This window comes from Aliiroseovarius zhejiangensis, assembly GCF_014656375.1.
Lineage (GTDB): Bacteria > Pseudomonadota > Alphaproteobacteria > Rhodobacterales > Rhodobacteraceae > Aliiroseovarius > Aliiroseovarius zhejiangensis.
Genome location: NZ_BNCH01000002.1, coordinates 582,471 through 600,826, shown reverse-complemented (window position 1 = coordinate 600,826; position 18,356 = coordinate 582,471). Strand labels below are relative to the sequence as shown.

Annotated in this window: 20 protein-coding genes and 1 tRNA gene; 12 read left to right on the top strand and 9 right to left on the bottom strand. The window is 61.3% G+C overall.

What is annotated here, in order from left to right; translation table 11 throughout:
- Positions 1-50: 50 nt before the first annotated feature.
- Entirely contained in the window at positions 51-1,424 is a 1,374-nt protein-coding gene (locus IE188_RS07645) for a class II 3-deoxy-7-phosphoheptulonate synthase (protein ID WP_191285859.1), read from the bottom strand.
- 261 nt (positions 1,425-1,685) lie between these two features.
- Here IE188_RS07645 and IE188_RS07640 point away from each other — a divergent pair, with 261 nt between their 5' ends.
- The 9 genes from IE188_RS07640 (at position 1,686) to IE188_RS07600 (ending at position 9,471) form a co-directional block, all read left to right on the top strand.
- Entirely contained in the window at positions 1,686-2,675 is a 990-nt protein-coding gene (locus IE188_RS07640) for a GlxA family transcriptional regulator (RefSeq protein WP_191285858.1), read from the top strand.
- Positions 2,672-3,178 (top strand): GNAT family N-acetyltransferase, encoded by a 507-nt coding sequence (locus IE188_RS07635; protein WP_191285857.1) that lies wholly within the window; start codon positions 2,672-2,674, stop codon positions 3,176-3,178. Before IE188_RS07640 ends, IE188_RS07635 begins: the two co-directional genes overlap by 4 nt.
- Before the next feature lie 98 nt (positions 3,179-3,276).
- The gene (locus IE188_RS07630) at positions 3,277-4,461 is read left to right on the top strand and encodes an ABC transporter substrate-binding protein (protein ID WP_191285856.1); all 1,185 of its coding nucleotides are present in this window, start codon (positions 3,277-3,279) and stop codon (positions 4,459-4,461) included.
- 93 nt (positions 4,462-4,554) lie between these two features.
- The gene (locus IE188_RS07625) at positions 4,555-5,337 is read left to right on the top strand and encodes an ABC transporter ATP-binding protein (RefSeq protein WP_191285855.1); all 783 of its coding nucleotides are present in this window, start codon (positions 4,555-4,557) and stop codon (positions 5,335-5,337) included.
- A complete protein-coding gene (locus IE188_RS07620) occupies positions 5,334-6,161 on the top strand; it encodes an ABC transporter ATP-binding protein (RefSeq protein WP_191285854.1) in 828 nt (275 codons plus the stop codon). The genes IE188_RS07625 and IE188_RS07620 overlap by 4 nt, the downstream gene beginning before the upstream one ends.
- Before the next feature lie 2 nt (positions 6,162-6,163).
- On the top strand, positions 6,164-6,505 hold the full coding sequence (locus IE188_RS07615; protein ID WP_191285853.1) for a hypothetical protein: 342 nt from the start codon (positions 6,164-6,166) through the stop codon (positions 6,503-6,505).
- On the top strand, positions 6,505-7,515 hold the full coding sequence (locus tag IE188_RS07610) for a branched-chain amino acid ABC transporter permease (RefSeq protein WP_191285852.1): 1,011 nt from the start codon (positions 6,505-6,507) through the stop codon (positions 7,513-7,515). Before IE188_RS07615 ends, IE188_RS07610 begins: the two co-directional genes overlap by 1 nt.
- A complete protein-coding gene (locus IE188_RS07605; RefSeq protein WP_191285851.1) occupies positions 7,512-8,867 on the top strand; it encodes a branched-chain amino acid ABC transporter permease in 1,356 nt (451 codons plus the stop codon). Before IE188_RS07610 ends, IE188_RS07605 begins: the two co-directional genes overlap by 4 nt.
- Before the next feature lie 4 nt (positions 8,868-8,871).
- A complete protein-coding gene (locus IE188_RS07600; RefSeq protein ID WP_191285850.1) occupies positions 8,872-9,471 on the top strand; it encodes a nucleotidyltransferase family protein in 600 nt (199 codons plus the stop codon).
- Positions 9,472-9,492: 21 nt separating this feature from the next.
- On the opposite strand, the gene IE188_RS07595 is transcribed toward IE188_RS07600, so the two are convergent.
- From IE188_RS07595 to ypfJ, 7 genes are all read right to left on the bottom strand, one after another.
- Positions 9,493-10,167: a Hint domain-containing protein gene (locus IE188_RS07595; RefSeq protein WP_191285849.1), complete on the bottom strand. Its 675-nt coding sequence runs from the start codon at positions 10,165-10,167 to the stop codon at positions 9,493-9,495.
- 246 nt (positions 10,168-10,413) lie between these two features.
- A complete protein-coding gene (locus IE188_RS07590) occupies positions 10,414-11,526 on the bottom strand; it encodes a cystathionine gamma-lyase (RefSeq protein ID WP_191285848.1) in 1,113 nt (370 codons plus the stop codon).
- A gap of 68 nt (positions 11,527-11,594) precedes the next feature.
- Positions 11,595-11,680: transfer RNA gene (locus IE188_RS07585), tRNA-Leu, on the bottom strand.
- 73 nt (positions 11,681-11,753) lie between these two features.
- Positions 11,754-13,106: a TRAP transporter large permease gene (locus tag IE188_RS07580; protein ID WP_191285847.1), complete on the bottom strand. Its 1,353-nt coding sequence runs from the start codon at positions 13,104-13,106 to the stop codon at positions 11,754-11,756.
- Positions 13,103-13,687, bottom strand: a complete 585-nt coding sequence (locus IE188_RS07575) for a TRAP transporter small permease (RefSeq protein WP_191285846.1) — start codon at positions 13,685-13,687, stop codon at positions 13,103-13,105. Before IE188_RS07575 ends, IE188_RS07580 begins: the two co-directional genes overlap by 4 nt.
- 99 nt (positions 13,688-13,786) lie before the next feature.
- Positions 13,787-14,824, bottom strand: coding sequence for a TRAP transporter substrate-binding protein (locus tag IE188_RS07570; protein WP_191285845.1), 1,038 nt, complete (start codon positions 14,822-14,824; stop codon positions 13,787-13,789).
- A 293-nt stretch (positions 14,825-15,117) separates the two neighbouring features.
- Positions 15,118-15,957, bottom strand: a complete 840-nt coding sequence (ypfJ, locus tag IE188_RS07565; protein ID WP_191285844.1) for a KPN_02809 family neutral zinc metallopeptidase — start codon at positions 15,955-15,957, stop codon at positions 15,118-15,120.
- Positions 15,958-16,120: 163 nt separating this feature from the next.
- Between ypfJ and IE188_RS07560 the strand changes: the two genes are divergently transcribed.
- On the top strand, positions 16,121-16,699 hold the full coding sequence (locus tag IE188_RS07560) for a YqaA family protein (protein WP_191285843.1): 579 nt from the start codon (positions 16,121-16,123) through the stop codon (positions 16,697-16,699).
- Positions 16,696-17,172, top strand: coding sequence for a disulfide bond formation protein B (locus tag IE188_RS07555; RefSeq protein WP_191285842.1), 477 nt, complete (start codon positions 16,696-16,698; stop codon positions 17,170-17,172). Before IE188_RS07560 ends, IE188_RS07555 begins: the two co-directional genes overlap by 4 nt.
- On the opposite strand, the gene IE188_RS07550 is transcribed toward IE188_RS07555, so the two are convergent.
- Complete coding sequence (locus tag IE188_RS07550; RefSeq protein WP_191285841.1) at positions 17,173-17,928, bottom strand: RNA methyltransferase; 756 nt, start codon at positions 17,926-17,928, stop codon at positions 17,173-17,175.
- 71 nt (positions 17,929-17,999) lie between these two features.
- Between IE188_RS07550 and IE188_RS07545 the strand changes: the two genes are divergently transcribed.
- Entirely contained in the window at positions 18,000-18,329 is a 330-nt protein-coding gene (locus IE188_RS07545; protein WP_191285840.1) for a TfoX/Sxy family protein, read from the top strand.
- The last annotated feature ends 27 nt before the right edge of the window (positions 18,330-18,356 follow it).

Below are 18,356 nucleotides of genomic sequence, written 5' to 3'. Positions count from 1 at the left end.
TGTTTGATCTGGCTTTGATTGATCCGGTTGCGATGATCCGGCCAAGACGGTCAGCCCGCTTTGATGGCGGCGGCATCCTCGCTGCGCATGGAGGAAAGTTCCTCGGCCACCAGAAACGCCAGTTCCAGAGACTGGCTGGCATTGAGGCGCGGATCGCAGGCGGTGTGATAGCGGTCCGACAGATCCTCGTCCGTGACGGCGCGCACGCCGCCGGTGCATTCCGTCACATCGGCGCCTGTCATTTCGAAATGCACGCCACCGGGGATGGTGCCCTCGGCTTTGTGGACAGCAAAGAACTCCTGCACTTCTTTCAGCACGGAATCGAAGGGCCGGGTCTTGTAGCCGGTTGCCGACTTGATCGTGTTGCCATGCATCGGATCGCAGGACCAGACGACATTGGCGCCTTCGTCTTTCACGGTCTGAATCAGGCGCGGCAAATGCTCGGCCACTTTCCCTGCCCCGAAACGTGCGATCAGGGTCAGACGACCGGCATCGTTGTTCGGGTTCAGCTTGGCCATCAGAATCTTCAGATCCTCAGCCGTTGTGGTCGGTCCGCATTTCAGTCCGATGGGGTTCACCACGCCGCGGCAGAACTCCACATGCGCGCCATCGGGCTGGCGGGTGCGATCGCCGATCCACAGCATGTGGCCCGAGCCTGCCACCGTCTTGCCGGTAGTGGAATCCAGACGGGTCAACGCTTCTTCGTATTCCAGCAGCAGCCCTTCATGCGAGGTATAGAAATCGACCGTCTGCAACGTGTGCGCCCGGTCGCTGTCGACGCCGGCGGCGCGCATGAAATCCAGCGTGTCCTGAATACGCTCGGCCATTTCGCGGTATTTCTCGGCCTCGTCGCTTTCAGTGAAGCCAAGCGTCCAGCTGTGCACCTTATGCACATCCGCCAGACCGCCGGTCGAAAAGGCACGCAGCAGGTTCAGGGTCGCGGCGGCTTGCGTATAAGCCTGCAGCATCTTCTGCGGGTCGGGAATGCGCGCTGCCTCAGAGAAATCAAGCTCGTTGATGATGTCACCGCGATAGCTGGGCAGTTCAACCCCGCCGACGGTTTCGGTCGGGGCCGAGCGCGGCTTGGCGAACTGTCCGGCCATGCGGCCAACCTTGATGACCGGCACTTTCGCCCCATAGGTCAGCACCATCGCCATTTGCAGCATCACCTTGAACGTATCGCGGATCGCGTCGGCCGAGAAATCCGAGAAACTTTCGGCACAATCCCCACCCTGCAACAGAAACGCTTCCCCGCGAGAGGCCCGGCCAAGCTGGGCGCGCAGGCGCATTGCTTCGCCCGCAAAGACCAGCGGAGGATATTTCGCAAGCTGTGCCTCGACCTCGGCCAGTTTGGCCGCATCGGTATAGTCAGGCATCTGCACCCGTGGCTTCTTGCGCCAGGCCGACTTGTCCCACTGCGTCATGTCATTGCTCCGTCTTGCATGGTTTCCCGCAGTTGCGGGGTGAAGCCCATCTTCTAACGCGGTCGGCGGTCACGTGCAATTACCGTTATGGAATACGCGCGGGTCGGTTTACTGTTCTGGCAGACCGCTCTGCCCCGATGGCCCCCCTCAGGACAGACGCCGCGCGTTTTCGCCCTGTTGTTTCACCCTTGTCGCAGGCGCGCAAACCTGATGTGGTCCCCCGCAACCACATTGAAACCCCTCTTGGACGAGGTGACTCGGATGACGAAAGACCCAACACCCGCAACGACGGCCCCGCGCCGTTTCGTCTTCGTGTTGGTCGAAGGCTTCACCCTGCTCAGCTTCGCGGGCGCCATAGATGCGCTGCGCATCGCCAACCGGGCTGCCGGGCGGCGGTTGTACGAATGGGTTCTGATGGGTGAAGGCGGCCAGACGATCACGTCATCGGCGGGCACCTCGTTCAACCTGGACAGTGACCTGGTAGAGCTGAAGCGTGAAGACTGCGTGGTCATCTGCTCGGGCGTCGATGTGCAGAGCCATTGCACGACGAAACTTCTGAACTGGTTGCGCCGCGAGGCCCGGCGCGGGGTCAAGATCGCGGGCCTGTGCACCGCGGCCCATGTGATCGCCAAGGCCGGGCTTCTGAACGACAAGCGCGCGACGATCCATTGGGAAAACCATGACAGCTTCGCCGAAGCCTTTGACGAGGTCGACCTGACCAAGCGGGTCTTCGTGATTGACGGCAACATCATGACGGCGGCGGGCGGCACATCGTCGATTGACCTGATGTTGAAACTGATCGCGGATGAACATGGCGAGGACATCGCCAACATCGTCGCGGATCAACAGATCTATACCTCGATCCGCACCGATCGCGACACCCAGCGCCTGTCGGTGCCCACCCGGATCGGCGTGCGGCATCCGAAGCTCAGCGAAGTGATCCAGAAGATGGAAGCCAATATCGAAGAGCCGATTTCACCTTCGATCCTGGCCGCTGATGTGGGCCTGTCCACACGGCAGCTGGAACGCCTGTTTCGCCGCTATCTGAACCGCTCGCCCAAGCGGTATTACATGGAGTTGCGCCTGCAAAAGGCGCGCAACCTGCTGATGCAGACGGATATGAGCGTGATCAACGTGGCGCTGGCCTGCGGCTTCTCAAGCCCCTCGCATTTCTCGAAATGCTATCGGTCGCATTACGATACGACACCGTATCGTGAACGCGGCAGCCACGCCACGCGCGTGGCACCATGATCCGCACCGACCGGCTGTGCCTGCGCGCTCCGCGACAGGACGATCTGGACGATCTGCACGCGGTCTTCGCCCACCCCGACGCCATGCGTTACTGGAGCCACCCGGCCCATACCCAACATTCCCGAACGCAGCAGGTGCTGGACGGCATGATCCGCTCGCACAGGGCCACCGGGCTGGAATATGTCGTCGCGCATGAAGGCCGGGTGATCGGCAAGGCGGGTCTGTGGCGGATTGCCGAGTTGGGATACATCCTGCATCCCGATCACTGGGGCAAGGGGTTGGGGCGCGAAGCCCTTCTGGCCGTCTTGGGTGCCGCCTGGGACCGGCATCCGGGGATCGACAGGATCACCGCCGAAATCGACCCGCGCAACATCGCCTCGGCCCGGCTGCTGGACGGGTTGGGGTTTCAGGTGACGGGGCACGCCGAAAACACGTTGCAGGTCAACGGGGAATGGTGCGACAGCATCTATTATGCCCTGCCCCGTCCGGAGGCTGCCGCTTGACGTGGCGCCTTTTTGTGCGTGGGTCACGCTTGGGCCTTTTCTTTTCCGGTGGGCTTGCCTAGGCTCGGCTTCGGAATTTTCCAACTGGGAGAAAAAACATGAAAAAGATTCTTATGGCCACCGCCGCCAGCGCATTGATGAGCGGCGCGGCCTTTGCAGACGACATCAAGGTGGGTGTGCTTCTGGGCTTCACCGGCCCGCTTGAATCGCTGGCCCCGCATATCGCGGGCGGCGCGGAACTGGCGATCGCCGAAATCAACGATTCGGGCCTATTCATGGAAGGGTCCACCGTGACCGCCGTGCGCGGTGATTCAACCTGTGTCGATGCTGCCGCTGCCACCGCCGCCGCTGAACGTCTGGTCACCGGTGACGGCGTTGCCGGCATCGTGGGCGCGATGTGTTCGGGTGCGACCGGCGCGGTTCTGACCAGCGTGGCGCTGCCCAACGGCATCGTGCAGATCTCGCCCTCGGCCACGTCGCCGGGCCTGTCGACCATCGAGGACAACGGGCTGTTCTTCCGCATGGCCCCGTCGGATGCGCGTCAGGGTGAAATCATGGCCGACATCATCACCAGCCGCGGCATCAACGAAGTGGCCGTGACCTATACCAACAACGACTATGGCAAAGGTCTGGCCGACAGCTTCGCGGCGGCGTTTGAAGCGGCCGGTGGCACCGTGACCATCAATGCCGCCCACGAGGAAGGCAAGGCCGACTATTCCGCCGAGGTGGGCGCGCTGGCCTCTGCCGGTGGCCAGGCGCTTGTCGTCGCCGGGTATTCGGACCAGGGCGGTTCGGGCATCATCCAGGGCGCGCTGGACACTGGTGCGTTTGACACTTTCGTCCTGCCCGACGGCATGGTCTCGGACATCCTGACCCAGAAATTCGGCGACTCGATCGACGGCAGCTTCGGTCAGCACCCCAGCTCGGCCAATGACGGCGCGGGCAAGCTGGAAGAAATGCTGGCAGCCGCCGGGATCGACGGCACTTCGCCCTATGCCAAGGAAGGCTATGACAGCGCCGCAGTGCTGCTTCTGGCCATGCAGGCGGCCGGATCGACCGACGGCGCGGCTGTCGCGGAAGCCGTGACCATGGTGGCCAACGCCCCCGGTGAACCCATCGGTCCGGGCGAACTGGGCAAGGCGCTTGAGATCCTCGCCGGTGGCGGTGACATCGACTATGTCGGCGGTTCCGACGTGGAACTGATCGGCCCCGGTGAAAGCGGCGGCAGCTATCGCGAGATCGAGATCAAGGGCGGCGCCATCGAGGCGGTGAAATTCCACTAATCGACCTTGCATGAACAACGAAACAGCCCGGATCACGTCCGGGCTGTTTTGGTAAGAAAAGCGGCCTACTTCCGGTTGCGAGAGGGGACAGACATGATCGTCATCGAAGACGTTCACAAGCATTTTGGCGGTTTTCACGCGGTGGACGGCGCGACGATGCGGATCGAGGAACGCTCGATCACGGGATTAATCGGCCCGAACGGCGCGGGTAAAACGACATTGTTCAACGTGATTGCCGGGGTGCTGCCCCCGACCTCGGGCCGCATCACCATGGCGGGCGAGGACATCACAGGCCTGCCGCCGCACGAGCTGTTTCACAAGGGGCTTCTGCGCACTTTCCAGATCGCACATGAATTCGGGTCGATGACCTGTCGCGAAAACCTGATGATGGTGCCGGGCGGTCAGTCGGGCGAACAGCTCTGGAACACGTGGTTTGGCCGCAAACGGATCGCCGACGAAGAACGCGCCCTGCGTGCCAAGGCCGATGAAGTGCTTGAATTTCTGACCATTTCCCATATCGCGGACCTGCGGGCGGGCGAGATTTCGGGCGGTCAGAAAAAGCTGCTGGAACTGGGCCGCACGATGATGGTCGATGCGCGGATCGTCTTTCTGGACGAGGTCGGCGCAGGCGTGAACCGCACCCTGCTTTACACCATCGCCGACGCCATCAAACGCCTGAACCAAGAACGCGGCTATACATTCGTCGTGATCGAACATGACATGGATTTCATCGAGAAGATCTGTGATCCGGTGATCTGCATGGCCGAAGGCAAGGTGCTGGCCGAGGGCACATTGGACGAGATCAAGGCCAACGAACACGTGATCGAGGCCTATCTGGGCACCGGATTGAAAAACAAGGACAAAGTGGGCGCATGAGCGGGAACCCCTATCAGGACGAGCGTGGCAACAAGGATGCCTCGATCGTCAATCCCAAGGGTCAGGGCACGCTGACCCCAAGCTCGGGCACCGGGCACCAGATGCACACGGGCGATGCCTTTCTGATCGGTGACAGCATGACCGGCGGCTATGGGAAGAACGGCCCCGATATCCTGCATGACTGCACCATTGCCGTGGACAAGGGCGAGATTGCGGTGATCGTCGGCCCAAATGGCGCGGGCAAATCCACCGGCATGAAGGCCGTCTTCGGGATGCTGAACCTGCGCCAGGGCTCGGTCCGGCTGGATGGTGAAGACATCACCGACCTGTCGCCTCAGGCGCGTGTCCATAAGGGCATGGGGTTTGTGCCGCAGACGCAGAATATCTTCACCTCTATGACGGTGAAGGAAAACCTCGAAATGGGGGCCTTCATCCGCGAGGACGACATTTCCGGCACCATGGATCAGGTCTATGAGCTGTTCCCGATCCTGCATGAAAAGCGCAATCAGGCGGCGGGCGAGCTGTCGGGTGGTCAGCGGCAGCAGGTGGCGGTGGGGCGCGCCCTGATGACCAAGCCCAAGGTTCTGATGCTGGATGAACCCACCGCGGGCGTCAGCCCCATCGTGATGGACGAGCTTTTCGACCGGATCATCGAAGTCGCGCGCACCGGCATTTCCATCCTGATGGTCGAACAAAACGCCCGACAAGCGCTTGAGATTGCGGATAAAGGCTATGTTCTGGTGCAGGGCGCCAACGCGCATACCGGATCGGGCAAAGAGCTGCTGGCCGACCCCGACGTGCGCCGGTCGTTCCTGGGGGGATGAGGATGCTGAAACATATTTGCGCGGCTCTTATGGCCAGCGGGATCGCCCTGCCCGCCCTCGCGCAGACCTGCACGTTCACCACGGAATGCTATGAAACCGAGGCCTGTCAGGACACCAGCTTCACGCTGACAGCGGAGCTGGACGGGGCGAAAATCGTCACCGATTTCGGCGATCTGACCGTGGTGGGCGTGAAACGGGATGCCCCGCTGACCACCGTTTTCGCCACCGGCGAAGGTGCGGAATACCTGTTGTCGCGCGCGGGTGACGTCGCTCGCTTCACCGCCCATTCGAATGACGGGCCAACGGCCATCACCTATATCGGCACCTGCGAAGGAGAGTTTTGATGGATATCCTGAACGCGCTGGTGACGTTGCTGAATTTCGTCGTGATCCCTGCGATGGCCTATGGCAGCCAGTTGGCGTTGGGGGCGCTGGGGGTCACGCTGATTTACGGCATCCTGCGATTCTCGAACTTCGCGCATGGTGACAGCATGGCGTTCGGCGCGATGGTGACGATCCTTGTGACATGGTGGTTCCAGTCGATGGGCGTGTCAATCGACCCACTGCCCACCGCCCTTCTGGCCCTGCCCTTCGGCATTGTCGGCACCGCGCTGATGTTGCTGGCCACCGACCGCGTGGTCTATCGCTTCTATCGGCGGGTCAAAGCCAAACCGATCGTCTTTGTCATGGCCTCGATGGGGGTGATGTTCATCATGAACGGCGTGGTCCGCTTCATCATCGGCCCCGATGACCAGCAATTCGGCGACGGCGCGCGGTTCATCATCAGCGCGCGGGACTTCAAGGCCTGGACAGGGCTGGATGAAGGGCTGGCCTTCAAAACCAGCCAGGGGTTGACCATCGTCACCGCCGTCATCGTCGTGGCCGCGCTGTTTTGGTTTCTGAACAGGACGCGCACCGGAAAATCCATGCGCGCCTTTTCAGACAACGAAGATCTGGCGCTGCTGTCAGGCATCAACCCGGAACGGGTGGTGATGATCACATGGATCATCGTGGCTGGCCTGATCACCATCGCAGGCACGCTTTATGGTCTAGACAAGACCTTCAAACCGTTCACCTATTTCCAGCTTCTGTTGCCGATCTTCGCCTCGGCCATCGTCGGCGGGCTGGGCAGCCCGCTGGGGGCCATCGCCGGCGGTTTCGTCATCGCCTTTTCCGAGGTCACCGTGACCTATGCCTGGAAGAAGGTCGCCACCTATCTGCTGCCGGACAGCCTTGAGCCCTCGGGCCTCGTGCAGTTGATGTCCACAGATTACAAATTCGCGGTCAGCTTCGTGATCCTGATCATCGTCCTGCTGTTCAAACCCACCGGTCTTTTCAAGGGGCAATCGGTATGAGCCAATCGCTTCGCACTCCGCTTATGTTCGCGCTGGTGGCGCTTCTGTTCATTTTAGAAGGGTCGACACAGGTCTGGATCTTTTCAGGCAGTTGGAACTCGTCCATCACCATCCTGAACATGGCGCTGATTTCCGCCGTGATGGCCCTGGGCGTGAACCTGCAATGGGGCTATGCGGGTCTGTTCAACGTCGGGATCATGGGCTTTGTGGCCCTGGGTGGGCTGGCCACGGTGCTGGTGTCCATGCCACCCACACCGGGGGCCTGGGGTGCGGGCGGGTTTCGCATCGTCGCGGGGCTTGTGATGGGGGCTGCGACCATCCTGCTGATGGTCTGGCAATACAAAACCATGGCGCAGGGGCGCCTGCGTGGCCTGACCATGTTTGCGACACTCGTCGTCGGCTTTTTCGTGTTCCGCTGGATCTTCGACGCGGGCGTTGCCGGGGTCGAAGCGATCAATCCGGCCCAGACCGGGTATCTGGGTGGCCTGAATCCCGGCGGGCCCGACAATTACCGCGCGCATGGCTATATGACGCTGCTGGCCTGGCCGGTGGGCGGGCTTCTGGCGGCGGGCGCCGCATGGCTTGTGGGCAAGACCGCATTGGGCCTGCGCTCGGACTATCTGGCGATTGCCACGCTGGGCATCGCCGAGATCATTCTGGCGGTGGTGAAAAACGAGGACTGGCTGGCGCGCGGCGTGAAGAACGTGATCGGCCTGCCCCGCCCCGTCCCATATGAGGTCGACCTGCAACAAAGTGCGGGCTTTGCAGAGCGGGCAACAACCCTTGGGCTGGACACCACGACGGCCTCGACGCTGGCGGTGAAACTGTCCTATTCAATGCTGTTTACGGCTGTTCTGCTGGTTCTGGTGATCCTGGCGCAACTGTCGCTGAAATCCCCGTGGGGGCGCATGATGCGCGCCATTCGCGACAACGAGGTCGCGGCACAGGCGATGGGCAAGGACGTGACCCGCCGCCATTTGCAGATCTTCGTGCTCGGCTCGGCCCTGTGCGGATTGGCAGGCGCGATGATGACCACGCTGGACGGGCAGTTGACGCCCGGCACCTATCAGCCGCTGCGCTATACATTCCTGATCTGGGTGATGGTCATTGTCGGCGGGTCTGGCAACAACCTGGGATCCGTGCTGGGGGCGTTCGTGATCTGGTTCTTCTGGATCCAGGTCGAACCGATTGGCAACTGGCTGATGTCGATGGTGACAGCCGGCATGGCGGATGGGTCGGCGTTGAAAACGCATCTGCTGGATTCGGCGGCCCATATGCGCCTGTTCTCGATGGGGATCATTCTGCTTCTGGTCCTGCGTTTCAGTCCACAGGGCCTGATCCCCGAGAAGTAAGGTCATGTCCCGCGCCCCATCCCTTGCCATTCTGATCCTGGCCGCGGGCCGGTCACGGCGGATGGGGCGGGACAAGCTGATGCTGCGCAGGCATGACGGGGTGCCGCTGCTTGCCAACAGGATCAGCACGGCCCTTGCCACGGGCCATGGGGTATTCGTCGCCCTGCCCGCGCGATCGCCTACCCGTCTGACCCTGGTACGGCAGAGCCTTGCCACGCCACTGCCCTGCCCGGATGCGGGTCGGGGAATGGGCCACAGTCTGGCGCACGCCATCGGGTCTTTGCCAAAGGGGCTGGACGGCGTGTTGGTGCTGCTGGCAGATATGCCCGCCCTGACACTTGATGATCTGATGAGCCTGTCTGACGGGTTCGACCCTGACAGGATCCTGCGCGGCGCCACGCAGGACAACGCACCCGGGCATCCCGTGTTGATCCCGGCACGGTTTTTGAGTCGTTTATCCGCGTTGGAAGGGGATCAGGGCGCACACCATGTCATCGCAGATTTGCCGACCCGCCTCATCCCCCTGCCCGCCGACCACGCGCGGTTTGATGTCGATACACCTGCCGATTGGCAGGAATGGCTGGATCGTTCAGCACCGTCGTGACGACCAGTCCGGCTGCTGCCGTCACGCGAACAGAAGCGAAACCTCGCGTTCATCGAGGATGGGGCGCGTGCGCACATAGGCCGCGCGCGCCTGATGGCTGGCCAGCTTGGGCAGGTGGGTCAGGATCTCATCCGCCGTGTCCGTGTCAGCGATCCGGATCCGATCCATGTCGGGCCGCAGGCTTTCAACCCAGTCATCACCGCAATGCAGCAGTTCATAGGTGTCGAACAGCACATGCACGAAGGTCGGATTTACCGTTTCATCCGGTGTGAACAGCCCAACCGCCGCAAGGTCGCGCGCGCTGCACAGCACTTCGGCCGCGCCAAACATGAGTTCATTTTGCTGGTGCGTGATCAGCACCAGTTGATCCGGCGTCACAAGGGTCGTGCTTTCGCGGCCATCAAACGAGGTGCGGCGCATCGGGGGTTCGCCCTGATCAGACAGCCGCGATGTGCCAACCCAGCGCAGGGTCGCATAGCCGCCCCGATGTGTCTTGACCTGATCGCCGATCTGCAGGTCACGGGCATGCACAGGCCCGCGCAGGGTTTCAACCCGCGTGTGGGCTGACACACCCGAGGACGCAATGCCCCCGCGCGAATGACGCCCCCGCATCGGATCATGTGTCGGTGAAATTGGTGACAACCCGCTCCAATGGATCGGTGTGTTTTCCTGCACCCTGATATCACGCAAGCTCAACTTTGAAACCTTTACATACGCGTCGGACACCCCTCCGACATGACTTTATTACTAGCAATTTGCGCCCAAAATATGAAGATATCCTCGATTTTTTCCAATGTTTTCATCCATTACGGGTAAAATCTGCGGTATCGTGCCATTACCCTGCCACACTTCTCTATCTGGGGTTGTCGGGCCGATGTCGCTGCGCGTTTTCCGGTTGTCCAATGATTCCATCGGGGGACTTTCCCCGCGAAAGGCCACGCATCAGGCCAGATTGTCCAGTGACGACAACAGGTCATCCAGAAGCGGGTCAACCGGCTCGCAGCCAACCGACAGCCGCACGAACCCCTCGGCCACATCATCGCCCCACCGGATCCGACGCTCGGCTGAACTGTGCACGCCGCCGAATGACGTCGCGGGACGCAGATAGCGGCTGGCGGTGATGAACGCCTCGGCCTGATCCTTGTCGGCCAGCGTCAGGCCGATCAGAAAGCCGAACCGCAGCATCTGCCGCTTGGCTAGATCATGCGCGGGGTCACTGGCCAGCCCCGGATAACGGATCGCTTGCACAGCCTTGTGCCCCTCTAGCGTCTGGGCAATGGTCTGAGCCGATTGGCACATGCGATCAAACCGCACCTCAAGCGTTTCCAACCCACGATGCAGCAGCCACGCCGCTTGGGCAGACGGGATCGCGCCCGAGATCTTGCGCCAGTCCAGCACCGCTTCGAGCAATGCGGCATCACGCGTGGCGACATGCCCCATCAACACATCCGAATGTCCGCCGGGTGCCTTGGTGTCAGAGGACACCACCAGATCAGCCCCCAGTGCCAGCGGGCGCTGGCCGAAAGGTGTCATGGTGGTGTTGTCAACGATGGTGATCCCCCCTTCCGCGCGCACCATCGCCGCAATCGCAGCGATGTCGCACAGGTCCAGACCCGGGTTGGAGGGGCTTTCGATGAACACCACATCGATGCCGTCAAACCCGCCCTCGGCAAAGCCAAGCGTCGGGCGCTGGATCACCCGGACTCCCAGTTGCGACAGGAACCGCGTCGACAACAGGCGGGTGACGTAATACCCGTCCGATGGGATTAGCAGCGTTTGCCCGGCCGTCAGCGTGGCAAACAGGGCGGCTGAAATCGCCGCCATACCCGACGGAAAAGCCACACAGGGCGCGTCTTCCAATACGGCAAGGCTGTGCTCCAGCGCCTGCCAGGTCGGATTATCGACCCGCCCATAAGACGCCGCCGCGTCCGGGTCTCCGGGCAGGTGGAACATCGAACTGGACACAAGCGGCAGTGCCACCGGATCCCCTTTCGACAACCCCTGCCCGCGCAGATGCAGAAGGTCGGCGGCACGCTTTCGGGGGTCTTTTTCCATGGGTCCGTCCTTTGCGACAGATCGCCAAACCACGCGCCATTTGGCGACGGTTCAAACTGACGTCGGAGTGGTGCCCAAGGAGAGACTCGAACTCTCACGCCCGTGAAGGCGGGGGATTTTGAATCCCCTGCGTCTACCATTCCGCCACTTGGGCACTGGGTTGGAATTACCCAAGCGCCGGGGCAAGGTCAACGAGGATTTGCCCCAACCGTGGCGATTTTATCCGCCTAGAACATCACCCCGACCAGCCACAGCGTGATGCCCGGAAAAGCCACCAGGATCACGACGCGGATCAGGTCGGACACCACGAAGGGCGCCACCCCGCGATAGGTGGCGGACATCGGAATGTCGCGCGCCATCGAGTTGATGATGAACAGGTTCATACCCACCGGCGGCGTGATCAACCCGACCTCGACCACGATCAGGGCCAGGATGCCGAACCAGATGCCCGCCTCTTCCGGGGTCAGACCGAAATCCAGAACTTCGATGATCGGATAGAAGATCGGGATCGTCAGAAGGATCATCGACAGACTGTCCATCACGCAGCCGAAGATCAGATAGGCGACAAGCATCATCGCCAGCACCACCAGTGGCGCATATCCCTGTGTCGAAACCCATTCGGCCAGCATTTGCGGGGCTTGCGTAAAGGCAAGGAACGAGTTGAAAATCTGCGCGCCCAGCACGATGAAAAAGATCATCGCGGTGGCCTGCGCGGTCGACAGGATGCTGTCCAGAAACCCTTTCCAGGTCAGCCCGCCGGTCATCACGCCATAAAGCCCGGTCGCCACCGCACCGACAGCAGCGCCTTCGGTTGGCGTGAACAGCGCCTGAACCCCGGGTTTCACCCAGTTCCAGTCGGCGGCGATCCCACCCATCACTAGCCCAAAAATCACAACAACCGGCCAGATCGACAGCAACGTCCGGAACCGATGCGCGTAAGGCATACGCTCTGCGGTCGTGGCGCTGTCGGGATTGATGCGCACCATGACCGCAACGGTCAGCATGTAACCCAGCGCCGCAAGGATGCCGGGCACCAGCGCGGCGATGAACATCTTTACGATGTTCTGCTCGGTCAGGATCGCATAGATCACGAGAATGACGGATGGCGGGATCAGGATGCCCAGCGTGCCGCCGGCGGCCAGCACCCCGGTCGACAAGGCGTCGGAATAGCCCCGCTTTCGCATCTCGGGCAAGGCCACCTGCCCCATCGTGGACGCCGTCGCCAGCGACGACCCGCACACCGCGCCAAAGCCTGCACAAGCCCCGACGGCGGCCATGGCGACGCCACCTTTGCGGTGTCCCAGCCAATCGCTTGCCGCTTCGAACAGCGCGCCGGACATGCCGGACTTGGTGGCAAACTGCCCCATCAGCAAAAACAGCGGCACAATGGACAGCGAATAGCTTGAGAACGTGTCGTATGACAGCGTCTTGAGCTGGCTCAGCGTCACCGACGGATGCCCCATCAGATACCAGATGCCGAAAAACCCGGTCAGACCCATCGCCAATCCGATCGGCAGGCGCAGGAAGATCGCAAGCAGCATCAGCGCAAAGGCGACGATCGCCAGTTCTATTCCGGTCATACCCGCTGCTCCTTGCCGTCAAGCACCCAGTTGAACGATCGCCAGACCGAATAGGCCGCAACGATCAGGAAAAAGGCCGCGCCGATCAGACACAGGCCGAAGGGGATCCAAAGCGGGATCTCAAGCTCATAGGTGCTTTCCGGAAAGAAGGGTTTGTCGCCCATACCAAGTGCTGCGCGCAGCCCTTCCGAGCCGAAGGGAAACTTCTCGCCAAACCCCAGCCACAACCGCCACAGAATGATAAACGCCGCGCCAGTCAGGAACAGATCACCAATCAGGCCGAGGATCGCCTGCATCCTGTCCGGCAGCTTGGAAATGAATATATCAACGGTCACATGACCGCGTTTGAGCTGACACCATGGCATGAAGGCGAAAACCGCGACGGCACATCCCATTTCAACAATCTCATAATCGCCTTTGACAGGGCCAAGGCCCAAGCCCGAAAGCGTCCGACCGATGATCGAGACCACCGTTGTCAATGCGATCGCGACCAGGATTGCCCCACCGGAATACGCCATCCAGCGGCTGGCAAATTCCATCATGCGACCCACCCGCATCTGTGCTGTCCTTGCGATTGCCACAACTGCCCCCTTCATCCGGTGATGCGCAGCTGAACATTGCCTGCGCACAGAAAAAGGCTTCGGGCACGCCTGGTTGCCCGAAGCCACGTCCCTCAACGATCAGTTGTCGGAATATTTCGCGACCAGCTCTTTGGCCATGGCCACCATGCCTTCACCGTCCAGACCCTTAGACGTCATGTCCGCGGCCCAGGCTTCCGTTTGCTTGTCCCCCAGAGCACGGATTTCGGCAACGACAGCAGGATCGAGCTGGTGAATGTTGTTGCCCGATTCCGCCACGATTTCGCGCCCGATCACGTCACCTTTGTCAAAAGAGGCACCGGCCCAGCCCGAGGTCTCAAGCCCCGAGTTCGCATCGATCACCGCCTTCAGGTCATCCGGCAGGTTTGCATAGGTGTCCTTGTTCATCGCCCAGATGAAGAACGTGTTATAAAGCGAACGATCACCGGGGAATTCTGTGTGGCTGTCAGCCAGTTCATGCAGCTTCAGCGGCGGCACGATTTCCCAGGGTGTCACGCCCCCGTCCACAACGCCTTTGGACAGAGATTCAGGGAACGTCGGCATGGGCATGCCGACAGGCGATGCGCCGAGTGTCTCAAGCAATGCATTGGCCTGACGCGACGGGCCGCGCAGTTTCAAGCCCTGGAAATCCTCCAGCGCCATGACAGGTTCGCCCTTCTTATGGACAATCCCGGGGCCATGAACATGGGTTGCCAGCAGTTTGACGTCTCCCATACGTTCCATCAGGTATTTTTCCGAAAACTCCCACGCAGCTTTCGACGATGCTTCGGCATCGCGGCTGGTCATGAAGGGCAGTTCAAAGGCTTCGGCTTCGGGGAACCGGCCCGGCGTGTAGGCGGGCAGCGCCCAGCCGCAATCAATCACGCCGTCGCGGATCTGGTCGTAAAGCGCCTGAGGCTTGCCGCCCAGTTGCATCGCCGGATACAGCTCGACCTTGATCCGTCCGCCGGAGTCTTTCTCTACCTTCTCGGCCCAGGGCGTCATGAAATAGAGCGGCGTCGACCCTTTCGGCGGCAGGAAATGCTGGCAGCGCAGCGTGACCTCTTGCGCCATGCTGGCCCCGGCGGTCAGCCCCAGCGCAACAACGCCGACAAAAGCAGTTTTCAGTGTGAATTTCATGTTGCTTCCTCCCAAACGCGATCTGTGTCTGATCTGTGCCGGACGTGTCCCGCCCGACCGATGATCAATTAAAAACAGGCTCTTTGCCGTCACGCAAGAATTATCGACTGCGCGGTCGGGTTTGTTTGTGATCCTGTCGCTGCAAGATTCGTAAACAAAACTCGTTGCGGTCGCAACAACCTTATAAACACGTAGGTTTTTCCGTTACTTAACGTATGAAATAAGGGACACTCCCAGCATCCCGACCGGCTCTGTGGTTCAGAGTCTGAACCGGACAAAAAAGAATCACTGCCTTACAGCCGGTCGGCCGAGAACGTATCGCAACTGCGCATGTCACCACTTTCATAGCCACGCAAGAACCAGTTTTGGCGCTGTTCGGACGTGCCATGGGTGAACGTGTGCGGCATCGGTACGCGACCTGCGCTGGCTTGCAGGGTGTCGTCGCCAATCTGGCGGGCGGCGTTGATCGCCTCGGCGATGTCGCCCCGCTCCAACGTGCCGAACCGCGCCTGCGCCTCGCGTGCCCATATGCCGGAATAGCAATCGGCCTGAAGCTCGATCCGCACCGAAATCGCGTTGGATTCGGCCTCGCTGACCTGTTGGCGGATCGAATTGGCCTGGCCCAGAATGCCCAGTTCGTTCTGAACGTGATGTGCCACCTCATGCGCCACGACATAGGCCGCGGCGAAATCGCCATGCGCGCCCAACTGACGTGACAGAGTCGTGAAAAACGCCGTGTCCAGATAGACCTTGCTATCCCCGGGGCAATAGAACGGCCCGGTCGCGCCTGACGCCCCGCCACAGGGGCTTTGCGTCACCCCTTTGTACAGCACGAGCGTCACAGGATTATAGCGTTCGCCCACTTGTGTGCGGAACAGATCGTCCCAAACCTCTTCAGTGTCGGCCAGTGTGACCGAGACAAACTCGCCTTCCTGCCGGTCGGCTTCGGTGATTTCACCGCCCCCGGTCGGCGCCAGCGTGCCACCGCCTTGCAGAAACGGCGTCAGATCAACCCCAAGGAAATATCCAATGGCAACCACCGCCAGCAGACCCAGCCCGCCGACCTGCGCCGTGCCGCCCATGCCGCGACGATCTTCAATGTTTCGGCTTCCGCGCCGGCCACGCCATTTCATGAGTATATCCCTCCGTCCACTCGTTACGTAAAACGCCCAAAAGACACATAGGTTCCACAAGGAGTTTACCGGTCATTCGGCGTGTATCAAGACAAGATAGCATACACGTGCCTTGACCTTGACCACGCCGCATGTTTCGTGAACGAAAACACGGGACAAGAAGATGATCAGGCGCCTTTACGACTGGACGATGGGACTGGCCGACACACGCCACGCGCTTTGGGCGCTGGCGGTGGTGTCGTTTCTGGAAAGCTCGGTCTTTCCGATCCCCCCCGATGTCCTGATGATCCCCATGATCATCGCCCGCCCCTCACGCGCCTTTTCCATTGCCGGGATCGCTCTGATTGCGTCGGTGATCGGCGGCGCATTCGGCTATTTCATCGGCTGGGGCCTTTACGAAAGCGTGGGTCATCCGGTGCTGGAGTTTTATGGCAAAACGGATGAATTCGGCCATTTCGCGGACACCTACAACCAGTGGGGCGCCTGGGCGGTGCTGATCGCCGGAGTGACGCCCTTCCCGTACAAGGTGATCACGATCCTGTCCGGGTCGACGGGACTGAACTTCGGCGTCTTCATGGTGGCCAGCTTCATCGCGCGGGGCCTGCGGTTTTTCATCGTGGCCGCGCTTTTGTGGAAATTCGGCGCCCCCATTCGTGACTTCATCGAACGCCGATTGGGCCTGATGTTCATCCTGTTCGTCGTAATCCTGCTTGGCGGCTTCTATATGGTGAAATACCTATGAAACTTCTCGACCGGTTCTCAACCACACAGCTTATCGCCCTTGCCGCCGTATCGTCGGCGCTGATCCTTGGCGGTGCGTTTGTCTTTCAGGCGCTTGGCTATGCACCGTGCAAACTGTGCCTATGGCAACGCTGGCCCCACGCCGCCGCCATCGTGATCGGGGGCGCGGCACTGGCCAGCAAACAACGGGCGCTGGCCTGGCTGGGCGCTTTGGCCGCCGCGACCACCTCGGCGCTGGGGTTTTATCACTCAGGCATTGAACGCAAGCTGTGGGAAGGTCCGGCGGCCTGTTCCGGCGGCGGTGTCGCGGATCTGTCGGTCGAAGACCTGTTGTCGAAGATCAACGACGCCCCCCTGATCCGCTGCGACGAGATTCCGTGGGAGATGTTCGGCCTGACCATGGCCAACCTGAATGCCGTCGGTTCGCTGGGTCTGGCGGTCATCTGGGTTGTGGCCGCCACGCGAAAGGCCTGATCACTCCTGTTTGCCGCGCAAAAGCTGGCGCAGAATGCCGTGGAAGATCTGCACATCCGCGCGGGTCATCGGCATTCGGCTCCACATATTCCTGAGCGTCGTTTTCATCACCGGCGCTTTGGTGGGCGGAAAGAAGAACCCGGCTTCATCCAGCCGCACCTCATAATGCTGGGCCAGTTTCTCGATCTCGATGGCCTGCGCGCGGTCCGATCCTGCCCATTCCATCATTTCGTGGTTCACCTCGGTGGTCTGGCGACGCCATTCATAGGCCGTCAGCAACACGCATTGCGCCAGGTTGAGCGACGCAAACCCAGGATTGACCGGCACCGAGATGATCGCGTTGGCGCGCGCCACCTCGTCATTTTCCAGCCCGGTGCGCTCTGGCCCGAACAGCACCGCAACCTTCTTGCCCGCCGCCTGCATTGCGCGCGCCTCTTCCATCGCGCGTTCGGGGCTGAGGATCGGTTTTGCCAGATCGCGCGACCGCGCAGTGGTCGCATAGACATAGTCGCAATCGCCCACCCCTTCGGCCAGCGTGTCGTACACCCCGGCGGCATCCAGCACACGGCCCGCGCCTGACGCCATCGCCACCGCCGACGGGTTCGGCCACCCATCGCGCGGGGAAATGATCCGCATCCGCTCCAGCCCGAAATTCAGCATCGCACGCGCCGCCGCCCCGATGTTTTCCCCCATCTGCGGGCGCACCAGCACGATCTCTGGTTGCGGGCCCGAATTGTCCGTCCTCTGATCCGCCAAGACCGATCCTTTCCTTTGTCTGGCGGCGTGATACGCTGACCGCAGGATCAGGGCAAGAAGGGGGCGTTGGAATGGCGTATGACGAAGGAACCCTGGAGCTTCTCAGGAACGATCTGCAAGATCTGGACGGGCTTGCCGAAAAGCGCATGTTCGGCGGGATCGCCTTCATGCTGAATGGCAACATGCTGTGCGGGGTGCACAAGGACGGCGCGATGTATCGCGTCGGAAAAGAGAACGAAGCGGCGGCGCTGGCCCTGCCGGGTGCCCAGCCGATGGCCTTCACCGGACGCCGGATGGGCGGCTTCATCGACGCAGGCCCCGCGGCGGTGGCAGATGACGGCACCCGTACGACACTGCTTGAACTCGCCCTTGCCTATGTGACCACCCTGCCCCCGAAATAACCCGGTCCAACCGCGTGCCACCCTGAT